Origin of the sequence: Enterocloster citroniae (assembly GCF_040545455.1) — a bacterium.
Lineage (GTDB): Bacteria > Bacillota > Clostridia > Lachnospirales > Lachnospiraceae > Enterocloster > Enterocloster citroniae.
The window spans coordinates 1-11,503 of the sequence record NZ_JBEPLZ010000035.1 but is presented as its reverse complement, the minus strand read 5'-3'; the positions used below and the strand labels follow the sequence as shown (position 1 = coordinate 11,503).

Sequence of the window (11,503 nt, the reverse complement as noted above, 5' to 3'; positions counted from 1 at the left end):
TAATCATATTTTCCCATATTTTATGTAATATTTGAAAAATATAACTTAATATGATATAATCATCATATGAATAAAAGCGCATAGATAATGTCTGCAGGAGGTGTTTGTATGGTTGTTCAGCGCACAAAACTTTCCGATCAGGTGGCGGATCAGCTTCGCTCCATGATTACCGGGAAACAGTACCGTCCGGGCGAAAAACTTCCAGTGGAGGCTGAGCTGGCAGCCCAGTTTGGAGTCAGCCGCATCACTGTCCGGGAGGCGATGCACAAGCTGGATATCATGGGTATTGTGGATGTGCGCCAGGGCGCCGGAACCTTTGTGCGTGAGATCACCCCCAATGCCTACATAAAAACACTGCTTCCCATGCTGTCCATGGACAACAACAGCCTAAAGGACATTTTTGAGATACGCCAGATCATTGAGTGCAAATCCGCGGAATTGGCTGCATTAAATGCCACCCCCGAGGACCTGGCCCAGGTAAAGCTGCCCTTGTCCAAGATGGCGGAGACTGCACGCACGGGAAAACTCCGGCAGTATAACGAGTTGGATGTGCAGTTTCACTATGCAGTTGCCAAATGCACCCATAACCAGATTTTGATCACCATCCAGGAGCTGTTGAGCGACCTGGTGGAGGGTTCCATCAGCATGGGGATCACACCATTAAACGCACTGGAACACTCTGTGATCTTTCACCGCAAGATTTATGAGGCCATTGCCAAACACGACAGTATCAGTGCCGCAGGCCTGATGAACGCCCACATTGAAGGCGGAGTCAATTATGCCAAGAATATCATGCAGGATAACTACGGAAAGGAGCAGCCATGATACAGGACATCCGCCTGGTAGGCTATGATTTTCTGGACAAGCCGCTTCTGCCCATGGCTATGCAACGTCAATTCCACCTGTTTTATGTATTTGATGGCAGCGGTGTTCTGATTGTGGACAGCAGCAGCTATACCTGCTCCAGGGACAGCCTATTCCTTTTTCCCTCCTTGGAGGTGGCTATACCAACCCCAGCAAGCCGCTCCTCCCTGACAATTCTTCATATAACCTTTACTTGTGCCTCCCCTGACATGGACAGGGAGTTTACGCTGCTGCCCAGGCTCCTTCCTTTTTCCGCCGAGAATCGCAGCCTGTTAATGGAAATTCTGCATGAATGCATCCTTAAGCGGCCCATATATGAAGACCTGTGTTCCCTGTATCTGGAGCAGCTTCTGATTCCCCTGGCTGCAGCCGCATATCGGGAATGTCAAACTGATTCCCACTTCCCAAGGATATCCAGACAGCCCGAAGGACCCTTGTCCGAAGCCTGTTTATACATTGATCGTCATCTAAGTGAGGACTTATCCTCGGACATACTGTGTGAAGCCTGCCGCATAAATGCACGCCAGCTCAACAGCCTTTTTAAGAAGACGTTCCATCAGTCCACTATTGAGTACATAGGGAACCGCCGTCTGGCCCGGGCCCGGGAGCTGCTGTGCTTTTCTCAGCTCTCCATCACCCAGATTGCCGAGTACACCGGCTTTAAGTCCGTCCACTACTTCAGCCGCGTTTTCAAAGAAAAGGAGGGCATTCCGCCGGGCGAATACAAAAAGCGGATTGCCCGTTCCCTCACCCTCTGACTTTCTCACCCACAGAATCATTTTATAAAGACAATAACAGGAATAAATACATAACCGAAGGAGGCATTACACTCTATTGGTGCAATGCCTCCTTATCTCGTTTATACCTATCCAGTATTATTCAATCCCACTGTTTACAGATAAGATCTCAGCAGCTCAACCTTATCCAGCTTCTCCCACGGCAGATCCAGGTCATTACGTCCAAAATGTCCGTAAGCAGCGGTCTGCTTGTAGATCGGACGGCGCAGATCCAGCATCTTAATAATGCCGGCCGGACGCAGGTCAAAGTTGGAGCGGATGATCTCCACCAGCTTCTCATTTCCCAGTTTTCCTGTTCCGTAAGTATCCACCATAACAGAGGTTGGATGTGCCACACCAATGGCATAGGACAGCTGGATCTCACACTTGTCGGCCAGTCCGGCTGCCACGATATTCTTGGCCACATACCGGGCCGCATAGGCTGCGGAACGGTCCACCTTAGTACAATCCTTGCCGGAAAACGCGCCGCCGCCGTGGCGTGCGTATCCGCCGTAAGTATCTACAATGATCTTACGTCCGGTAAGGCCGCTGTCTCCCTGCGGGCCGCCGATCACAAAACGTCCGGTGGGATTGATGAAAAACTTGGTATTCTCATCCACCATATCCTGGGGAAGGATCTGGTCAAAAATGTATTTCTTTACATCTGCGTGGATCTGCTCCTGGGTAATACTCTCGTCATGCTGGGTGGAAAGCACCACTGCATCCAGGCGCACCGGCTTATCATTCTCATCATACTCCACCGTAACCTGGGACTTTCCGTCCGGGCGGAGATAGCTGAGAGTGCCGTTCTTTCTCACCTCGGTCAGGCGTTTGGTCAGCTTGTGTGCCAGGGAAATGGCATATGGCATGTACTCTTCCGTCTCATTGGTGGCAAAACCAAACATCATGCCCTGGTCGCCTGCACCAATGGCATCCAGCTCCTCATCAGACATCCTGTTCTCCTTTGCTTCCAAGGCCTTATTCACCCCAAGTGCAATATCCTGTGACTGCTCATCAATGGCAGTGATCACGCCGCAGGTGTCGCAGTCAAATCCGTATTTTGCACGGTCATATCCAATCTCCCTGACTGTCTCACGGACAATCTTCTGGATATCCACATATGCATTGGTTGTGATCTCTCCCATGACCAGCACCAGGCCGGTTGTGGTAGCTGTCTCACATGCCACACGGCTCATGGGATCCTGGGCCATCAGCGCGTCCAGGATCGCGTCTGAGATGGCATCGCACATTTTATCCGGATGTCCTTCGGTCACGGATTCAGATGTAAAAAGTCGTCTTTCCATAATAATCGTTTCTCCTTTTCATTCAAACAAATATTAATAGGTTTTGCAACATTTCTCCCGATGATCGGAAAATTACAAAAAATAAAGTCCGCAGCAATTGCGGACTTGAAAATATCATTAAATCTTCAAATCCTCTTATTGCTCGATTAAGCTTGCGCAATGCGCACGCTCCTCGCTCAGGCTGGCACCTTCCGGCCCTTTTGCATGCCATCAGACAAACTCTGACATACTCAACCGGGGTTGCCGTGACTTCACAGGTCCTTTGTACCTCCATCACTCTGAATAAGGGATATATATTTATTTACGAACTTTTTAATTGTAAAAGATGTTACCTTCCATATAGTAATGCATTTGCACATGCATGTCAACACCTTATTGTGATATATTTTATCAGCGCCTTTAATATTGGGGGCGGGGGGCTTGCTTTCTATGGTGGATAATTTCCCCAAAAGGCGTACGGTTCATTTTCTGCCGCAGTTCTTCCCGTATCTCCCCCATATTACAAAGCACCGGTCTTTTATCTCTTACCAGGCAGCTGCCCGCCACATACACATCCCTTACATTATCTGCCCGTGCGCTGTACACAAGGGCCGCATAAGGGTCATATACGGGAAACATGTTGGGGGAATCTGTTTCCACCACCGTGATATCCGCTGCCTTTCCCGGCTCCAGGGATCCGGTCACCTCCCCCAGCCCCAAAGCATTGGCCCCCCATATGGTCGCCATAGAGACTATATCCTTTGCGGGAAAGGCGCTTCTGTCTTTTAATTCATTCTTATGGAAATTAGCACAAAACCTCATCTGTGTAAACAGATCCAGCGTATTGCCGCTGGCAGGACCATCGGTGCCCAGCCCTACGGCTATCCCCTGATCCAGCATGGAACTTACCGGTGCAACGCCTTTGGCCGCCTTGGTGTTGGAGCCGATGCAGTGGGCTGCACCGCTGCCTGCGCTGCCCATAAGACTGATATCCTGCTGTGATACCCGGATGCTGTGGGCACATACGGTGAGGGGATCCAGCACTCCCAGCCGGTCCAGATATTCTACCGGGGTACATCCAAACTGTTCCCTGAGATAGGACATCTCATAATCCATCTCAGCCACATGGAGGGTAAATGGAACCCCATATTCCTGATCCAGCTCATGTATCTTCTGAAGAGTACTGCTGCTGCAGGTTGTTGTGCCATGGGGTGAGATGCAACCCATAATCCGTGGATGGTTCCTATATCTCCTGATCAGTTCTTCCCCCCGCGCAATGGACTCCCGGGGCGTTCCCGCATCACAGGTGGCATCCTCCATCACCGTTTCCCCTGCAATTCCCCTGATGCCCATCTCATCCATAACATCTGCCACTGCATCCTCAAAATAATACATGTCCATGACCGTGGTCACACCGCTTAAAAGAAGTTCGCACACCGCAAACCTGCTTGAAAGCCGGACCAGCTCCCTGTCCATGGCCTTAAACTCCATGGGCAGGAGAAAGACCCTGAGCCTGTCTCTGCAGTCATCTCCCAGCCCTCTAAAGGGGATCATTCCCATATGACAGTGTGTATTGACCATGCCGGGCATTACAATGGCATGGCCTGCATCTATGACCATCATCCCCTGCCTGTCTCTATATGCATCATACCCTGTCATGGGACCCACCTCTGATATCCGGTCATCCTCCATGATCAAATATCCATCCGGGTACACATCCATTCTGCTGTTCATTGTCACTATGATGCCATTTTTGATCATTGTTTTCATAACAAAACTCCCCTAATCCATATAGTCCTCAATAAGAGGAAGCTGCTCCTGGCTTCTCACATCCAAAAGTCCGTAATCCGTCAGCTTCAGCTGCGGCGACACAGGCAGAGCCAAGGTGGACATGGACATGATCTCATTGTTGTTCTCATACCCCAGCCGTCTCATTGCCCTTCTCACCCCTGCCAGATCACGGGCCAGTTCCTCCACCGGCCCGTCATATATGATCCCCCCGACAGGAAGCAGGGCCTGGGCCGTCACCTTACCGCCCTCAGCCGCCACATAACCGCCCTGGAGTGTTACCACCCTGTTCTGTGCCACGGCCATGTCCTTTTCACAGGTTCCCAGCACCAAAAGGTTGTGGCTGTCATGGGACCATGTTGTGGCAATGGCTCCAGGCCTTTTTAAGGCCCCTTCCACCAGTCCGTAGGATATATTCCCGTTCTTCCCATACCGTTCAAAGATCACGGCCAGGGACAGACCTGCTTCCTTCCAGCACAGGATGCCGTCTTTTACCTCCAGCTCCCTTATGACCCTGGATGTAGCGGTCCCAAAGGCCTGGATCTTCATTACATTTACCCTGACCCTATGACAGGGCCGGGCTGCTTTCAGAAAGAAATCCTCCTCCCTGGCCATGGAACATTTCACTGAATGATAAAATGCTTCAGGTACAATGGTATTCCCCGCCCGGCCATCATCTGCCTCAGCGACCTGTTCTTTTCCGTACACGCATGTTCCGTTTTTATATACAGCCCTTGGCTGAAAATCTTCCAGATCATCCAGCAGCACAAAATCAGCCAGCTTCCCCGGCGCGATCATTCCCCTGTCATCCAGATGCATTCTTCTGGCCGGGGTCAGAGTGGCGCAGTAGATTGCCTTTTCCACCGGCATACCCATTTTGACAGCATGGCTTAGGATCCTGTTCAGCTGCCCTTTTAAAAGCTGGTCCGGCATGGTGTCGTCCGTGATCAGGGCAACATTTTCATATAACCCGAATCTGTTCACGGTCTCTACAACCTCCCGTGTCAGGGACTTGTACTGGAGTTCCATGAACATGCCCATATCTGTTTTTTCCAGAACCGACTCCGGTGTCTGCTGGGTGTGGTCCGCATCCACCCCCTCATAGATAAACCGGCAAAGATCAGTGCCGGTAATCCTTGGACAATGGCCTTCAATCCGCATTCCGGACCTGGGGCCGCTCCCTTTTCCAGATGTTTTCCCGGTTTGGGAACCATCCCTGCATATCCTTACCAGCCGTTTGATCAGTGTATCATCCTGGGACGTCAGATCCTTAAAATTCATAACCTCACCAAGGCATAGCACTCTGTTATTTTCAGCCAGGACCTTTGTCTCTTTTTCCCCAATCCTTGCCCCTGAGGTTTCCAGCCTTTCGTTGGTGGCGGGCACGCTTGATGGAATGGCATAAAATATGTCCTGATCTGTTTTCTGCCCCATAAACCATTCGATCCCCGCCATGCCGAACACATTGGCGATCTCATGGGCATCCGCCACCACAGTGGTCACGCCATAAGGCAGGGTGATGCGGGAAAACTCAGCCGGATAGGTCATGGAGCTTTCAATATGCATATGGATGTCAATAAGGCCTGGGATCATATATCTGCCCCTGCCGTCTATGACCTTTGCTCCCGGATAGCAAAGCGCAGGGGAAACCTCAAAAAACCTTTCCCCTGCAACTGCTACATCCCTTTTTTCAAAACACTGCCTGTAAGTCATAAAGACCAAGGCATCTTTTACCACGAAATCAATTTTCATAAATTCTCTCCAGGGATCTAATTGTTGATGATCCTGTTCCACTGGTCGATCCAGGCATTTAACTGCGGATTTACAAAGGAGTAGTCCAGAACCTTGGCATTGGCCGCATTTTCACCGTAGGTCATGTTCTTTGATTCCTCCTCAGTGAATTCCACTTTGCTGTTGGTAGGCGCCTCATTCAGGGCTTTGCCTGTCTTGGCCTGAAGCTGCGGGCTTAAGCGGTAGTTCAGGTACTCATAGGCCAGTTCTTTATTCTTACAGTTCTTTGTAATGCTGATGGTGTTAAAGTTGGCGTATGTGGTATCAGGCGTCATATAAACCAGATCAGGATTTGCGGCCTGGATGGTGGGCACGCCGAAATCCCCCACAACAGCCACCGCCACCTCACCTGAGGTAAACATATTGATCAGGTCGGAAGACTTGGTGTAAGTCTTTACCAGGTTTGGCTTCAGCTGTTCCAGGGCCTGAAACGCCGCCTCTGCCTGGTCACTCTTAATGTCTGCCCCCGCATGATCGCTTGCCATATAAACCATGGCCGGTCCAAAGGTAGTGGTGATCTCCGGAATGGATACCATGCCCTGGAGCCTTTCATCCCACAGATCGTCAAAGCTCTTGATCTCAAAGTCTACTGCATTGGGATCATACATGATACCAATACTGTTAATGGTGTAGGCAACGCCCTGCCCTGCCTCTGCCATGGTCTTGGCGGCTGTGATCATATCCTTTGCGTTCTCAATCTTACTTAAGTCAATGTCCTCAAACAATCCCTCCTCAATCCCCTTTGCCGTCATGGCCTGGGAGAGCTCGATCACATCAATACTGGACTGACTGTCGGCAGCCAGTTTGGTATAGCGGTCATTGGTGCCCCCTGTCTCAGTGACGATCTCACAGTTAAACTCCTGCTCAAAGGGCGCGTATACCTCCTCTGCGGAAATGTCCTCGCTCAGCCCGTAGGTGGAAAGCACCAGTTTCTGCCGACCGCCCTCATCTGTCTTGCCATCCCCTGAAGCTGAACCGCCGCAGGCTGTCAGTGTCATTGCCGCGCAAAGTACCATTGCAATTGTCTTTTTCATCATAATCTCCTCTTTCTTCCCCCTGTGGGAGGTTTATTCATAGATTTGCTTTAAAACCGCCGGTCATTTACCGGCCAACCAATACCAGCTTGTCCTTTGGAAGATACAGCCTCAGCTCTTCCCCCTCCCTGAACACATGGGAGGTATCCATATTCACCTTTAGTACTCCTGAGGCCGTATTTACCTCATACTGATAACTCTTGCCCAAAAAGGTCCTGACACCCACTGTGCCGGTCAGCACATTCTCCTGCTGTCCAGGTTCTGCCAGACGTATATCATCCGGCCTGATGGTTCCGGCAAAGTCCGGTCCATCCCACTCCATGTCCACCTGGAACCTGCTGTTGTCCCTTGCCCGGTACTCATGGTCCCCGCTGCGCTCCAGTTCAAGGAAATTCTCAAAGCCGATAAACCTTGCCACAAATTCCGTTGCAGGCCTTGTATAGATATTCTCGGGAGAATCGTACTGCTCAATCATACCGTTGTTCATCACAGCCACCTTGTCAGAGATGGAAAAACACTCCTCCTGGTCATGAGTCACAAACAGGGTGGTGATGCCCAGCTTTTTCTGAAGGCGCTTGATCTCCACCCTCATGCTGATCCTTAGCTTGGCGTCCAGATTGCTTAAAGGCTCATCTAAAAGCAGCAGCTTCGGCTCGATTACAAGCGCCCTTGCCAGAGCTACCCTCTGGCGCTGTCCGCCTGACATCTGCTTTGGAAACCTCTGGGCAAATTCAGTAAGCCCGCAGACCTCCAGTATATCCTTAACCTTTGTATCGATCACTGCCTTGTCCATTTTCCTGGTGCGCAGCCCGAATGCCACATTGTCATACACGCTCAGGTGGGGAAACAGGGCATAGCTTTGGAATACCAGGCCAAAATTCCTCCTGTGCACGGGAACCTTTGTCATATCCTCCCCATCCAGGCTGAATGTACCGCCCTGGGGATCGATGAATCCCGCCACCACTCTCAGCGTGGTGGACTTACCGCAGCCGCTGGGCCCCAACAGGGAAACCAGTTCTCCCTTTTCCACCTTTAGATCAAGTCCCTTTAAAATCTGTCTCTTTTTATCATAACTAACATCAATCTGGTTCAGGGTCATAAATGCCATTGTTATCCTCCTCCTATTTAGCCAGGGCAGCAATGCCCAGGGTTCTGTCAACGATCACCATTATGATCACGGTCGCTGCCATGAGAAGCACGGAAACAGCTGAAACAGTGGGATCATAATTGTACTCAATGTAGTTCATAAGGGTGGAGGGAAAGGTGCTGACTCCCGGCCCTGACAGGAACATGGATACAGGAATATTGTTAAAGGAATTGATAAATGCCAGCATAAAGGCGGAGGATATCCCGGATGTCACATTGGGAAGCACCACCTTAAAAAATGCGGAACGTTTGGGGCATCCCAGACTCCAGGCCGCCTCCTCAATGGAAAAATCAAATTGTTCCATGGAGGATCCCACCACACGGATCACATAGGGAAGGGTTACCATAAAATGGCCGGCCAAAAGGCTTACAAACACCGGGATCCTCAGTGTAAGAATCAAAAACTGGTACAAAATAAAGCCAATGACAATGCCGGGTACAATGGTGGGGGACAGGAAGATGGATTTCAGCATCTGCTTTCCCTTCACCTGGGAGCGCGCCAGAGCATAGGCCGCCGGTATCCCTACCAGCAGAGCGATCAGGGTTGCCAGCAGGGCCACCTCCAGGCTGGTGAGAAAGGATCTGCGAAAGGATTTCAGTGCAAACACATTGGCAAACCATTTTAAGGAAAATGATTCAATGGGAAATGTAATGGCGCTGCCGCCTCCAAATGCCGTGACCGTGATAATGAGCAGCGGCAGTCCCAAAAAGGCAAACACCAGGACCGCATATGCGGTTAGCAGCTTATTCTTATGCATAATTCTCTCCCCTCCTGTCCAGTCTGGCGGCCAGGGCATTAAATCCCTTGATCACAGCCAGCGTGATCACGATCATGATAAATGCAATCACCGATGCCCCGGTCCAGTCACCCACGGACATGGCCCTCTGGTAGATCAGTGTGGCCATCACCATGTTGCTGTTGCCTCCAAGAAGCTGAGGCGTGGTATAAGCGGTCAAAGTACCTGTAAACACCAGGATTCCGCCCACAATGATCCCCGGAAGGCTCATGGGGAAGATCACCTTCATAAACGCTTCCATCCTGGCGGCGCCCAGACTCTGGGCCGCCTCCATCATATCGTCATCAATATTCTCCATCACGCCTGTGACCGTGACGATCATCAAGGGCAGAAACAGGTAAATGGATCCAATGATAATGGCAAAGTCCGTGTACAGCAGCTTGGCAGGTTTATCCACAAAACCCGCGGCTAAAAGAAACTTATTCACAATTCCATTGCTTCCAAGGATATTGATCCACGCAAAACTCCTGATAACGGAGTTGGTCATCATTGGAAAAATGGAAGCTGCCAAAAGAAGTCCCCTGTACTTTTTCTGACACCGGCTGATAAAGTAAGCGGTGGGAATCCCTCCCAGCATACAGACAGCGGTTGTGATCACGGCGATCTTAACCGTGCGCAGGAATATTTTCAGATAATACCCGTCCTTAAAAAAGTCCACGTAAAAGCTGAAGGGATAATCTCCCGAAAAAATACTTGGCGCCAAAACCCGCAGTAAGGGGATGGCAAGGCACACCAGCAGGATCACAAGGCCAGGTACCAGCATGATTAATGCACTGCTCTTTTTCATGATTTTCACACTCCATGCTGAATCAAAAGATTTATTAAGGTTGCTTATTTTAGGCTTTACGTTTATTATAAAAAGTAATATAATATACGTCAAATATATAAATTCTATATTTTTTATGCAGTAAAGCTATATTCACCTGTTTTTTTACAAATCATTTCCGTATCATAAAAGTAATGCCCTGTCAGGAGGAATTTTATGGATTTAAAAGAAGCACGCTACATCCTGGCCATTGCCAGACAGGGGAGCATCGGCAAGGCCGCCGAATCCCTGTTCATTTCCCAGCCCTCCTTAAGCAAGTATCTTAAAAACCTGGAAAACCAGCTGGGCGGGCCGCTCTTTTACCGCATGGACAACTGCTATACCCCAACCTATATGGGCGAACGCTATCTCCACTACGCGGAGCAGATTGCTGCTTACGGGGAGCAGTGGAACCGGGAATACGAGGATATCAGCCACAGGAAATACGGCCGCCTCAATATTGCCATCCCAATCATGATGGGAAGCACCCTCATCCAGCCCACCCTAATGGAATTCCACAACCTCTACCCCCATGTGACCATCAATGTGATGGAAGCGGTTAACTTCATAGCCGAGACAAGCTTAAAAGACCATTCCATTGACCTCACCTTTTATAATGTCCATGTATTCCCCAAATTATTGGACTATGAGGTCATGCAAAGGGAAGAAATTGTATTAATTTTATCAGCGGGACATCCACTTGTGTCCAGAGCAGTGGATAAACCTGGCTTTAAGCATCCCTGGATCGATTTAAACCTGTTTTCCGGGGAAAATTTTATCCTCCTTTATCCGGACCAGAACACGGGCGGCATTGCCCTTAAACTGTTTGAGGATTACAATATGGATCCTCCCGTACTTTTGCACACACGCAACAGCGAGATGTCCATCAAACTGGCCATGGAAGGACTTGGGATTGCATTTGCGCCGGAAAGCTACTATCACATGGCCGCTTCCCATGGCAGCCATCCGTCCCTCTGCCTGTCCATTGGAAAAAGCCCCATTGTCACAACCACCATCGCGGCTTATCCAAAGGGACGGTATCTGCCTCAGCATGCAAGGGATTACATGGAGATCATACGGGAATATTGCGCGGGGAAGCGGTAAACCGGGTTATTCTATTCCAAAGTCAAGACCACCGGCTTAGCCGGTGGCTTGTTCTGCCCCTATAAGGGGCTGTTACCTGCTTGCGCCCGGAAGGCGCACTGAAAAGTCTGCCTGC

The 11,503-nt window shown here is 50.1% G+C and carries 10 protein-coding genes and 1 riboswitch; of the genes, 3 read left to right on the top strand and 7 right to left on the bottom strand.

Features of this window, described 5'->3' with window-relative positions:
* The first annotated feature begins 108 nt into the window (after window positions 1-108).
* The gene (locus tag ABID13_RS26200; protein WP_007862563.1) at window positions 109-825 is read left to right on the top strand and encodes a FadR/GntR family transcriptional regulator; all 717 of its coding nucleotides are present in this window, start codon (window positions 109-111) and stop codon (window positions 823-825) included.
* Window positions 822-1,622 carry a helix-turn-helix transcriptional regulator gene (locus ABID13_RS26195; protein WP_007862564.1) on the top strand — a complete coding sequence of 267 codons (801 nt, stop codon included), beginning with the start codon at window positions 822-824 and terminating at the stop codon, window positions 1,620-1,622. Before ABID13_RS26200 ends, ABID13_RS26195 begins: the two co-directional genes overlap by 4 nt.
* Window positions 1,623-1,756: 134 nt before the next feature.
* Here ABID13_RS26195 and metK read toward each other — a convergent pair whose 3' ends face one another.
* From metK to ABID13_RS26160, 7 genes are all read right to left on the bottom strand, one after another.
* Window positions 1,757-2,944, bottom strand: coding sequence for a methionine adenosyltransferase (metK, locus tag ABID13_RS26190; RefSeq protein WP_007862565.1), 1,188 nt, complete (start codon window positions 2,942-2,944; stop codon window positions 1,757-1,759).
* A gap of 132 nt (window positions 2,945-3,076) precedes the next feature.
* A riboswitch (SAM riboswitch) is annotated at window positions 3,077-3,233 on the bottom strand.
* A 110-nt stretch (window positions 3,234-3,343) separates the two neighbouring features.
* Window positions 3,344-4,693, bottom strand: a complete 1,350-nt coding sequence (locus tag ABID13_RS26185; RefSeq protein WP_048929224.1) for an amidohydrolase family protein — start codon at window positions 4,691-4,693, stop codon at window positions 3,344-3,346.
* A gap of 12 nt (window positions 4,694-4,705) precedes the next feature.
* Window positions 4,706-6,463 carry an adenine deaminase C-terminal domain-containing protein gene (locus ABID13_RS26180; protein ID WP_007862567.1) on the bottom strand — a complete coding sequence of 586 codons (1,758 nt, stop codon included), beginning with the start codon at window positions 6,461-6,463 and terminating at the stop codon, window positions 4,706-4,708.
* A 17-nt stretch (window positions 6,464-6,480) separates the two neighbouring features.
* On the bottom strand, window positions 6,481-7,539 hold the full coding sequence (locus ABID13_RS26175) for an ABC transporter substrate-binding protein (protein WP_330376598.1): 1,059 nt from the start codon (window positions 7,537-7,539) through the stop codon (window positions 6,481-6,483).
* Window positions 7,540-7,603: 64 nt separating this feature from the next.
* Window positions 7,604-8,644, bottom strand: a complete 1,041-nt coding sequence (locus ABID13_RS26170; RefSeq protein WP_007862570.1) for an ABC transporter ATP-binding protein — start codon at window positions 8,642-8,644, stop codon at window positions 7,604-7,606.
* A 13-nt stretch (window positions 8,645-8,657) separates the two neighbouring features.
* Window positions 8,658-9,440 carry an ABC transporter permease gene (locus ABID13_RS26165; RefSeq protein WP_045091578.1) on the bottom strand — a complete coding sequence of 261 codons (783 nt, stop codon included), beginning with the start codon at window positions 9,438-9,440 and terminating at the stop codon, window positions 8,658-8,660.
* Window positions 9,433-10,266, bottom strand: a complete 834-nt coding sequence (locus ABID13_RS26160; protein WP_045091577.1) for an ABC transporter permease — start codon at window positions 10,264-10,266, stop codon at window positions 9,433-9,435. The genes ABID13_RS26165 and ABID13_RS26160 overlap by 8 nt, the downstream gene beginning before the upstream one ends.
* A 195-nt stretch (window positions 10,267-10,461) precedes the next feature.
* On the opposite strand from ABID13_RS26160, the gene ABID13_RS26155 reads away from it, so the two are divergent.
* On the top strand, window positions 10,462-11,388 hold the full coding sequence (locus ABID13_RS26155; protein ID WP_048929225.1) for a LysR family transcriptional regulator: 927 nt from the start codon (window positions 10,462-10,464) through the stop codon (window positions 11,386-11,388).
* The last annotated feature ends 115 nt before the right edge of the window (window positions 11,389-11,503 follow it).

Coding starts and splice junctions, on each gene's coding strand:
- ABID13_RS26165 (WP_045091578.1), bottom strand. CDS start 9,440: ATGCATAAGAATAAGCTGCTAACCGCATATGCGGTCCTGGTGTTTGCC.
- metK (WP_007862565.1), bottom strand. CDS start 2,944: ATGGAAAGACGACTTTTTACATCTGAATCCGTGACCGAAGGACATCCG.
- ABID13_RS26180 (WP_007862567.1), bottom strand. CDS start 6,463: ATGAAAATTGATTTCGTGGTAAAAGATGCCTTGGTCTTTATGACTTAC.
- ABID13_RS26170 (WP_007862570.1), bottom strand. CDS start 8,644: ATGGCATTTATGACCCTGAACCAGATTGATGTTAGTTATGATAAAAAG.
- ABID13_RS26160 (WP_045091577.1), bottom strand. CDS start 10,266: ATGAAAAAGAGCAGTGCATTAATCATGCTGGTACCTGGCCTTGTGATC.
- ABID13_RS26155 (WP_048929225.1), top strand. CDS start 10,462: ATGGATTTAAAAGAAGCACGCTACATCCTGGCCATTGCCAGACAGGGG.
- ABID13_RS26175 (WP_330376598.1), bottom strand. CDS start 7,539: ATGATGAAAAAGACAATTGCAATGGTACTTTGCGCGGCAATGACACTG.
- ABID13_RS26200 (WP_007862563.1), top strand. CDS start 109: ATGGTTGTTCAGCGCACAAAACTTTCCGATCAGGTGGCGGATCAGCTT.
- ABID13_RS26185 (WP_048929224.1), bottom strand. CDS start 4,693: ATGAAAACAATGATCAAAAATGGCATCATAGTGACAATGAACAGCAGA.
- ABID13_RS26195 (WP_007862564.1), top strand. CDS start 822: ATGATACAGGACATCCGCCTGGTAGGCTATGATTTTCTGGACAAGCCG.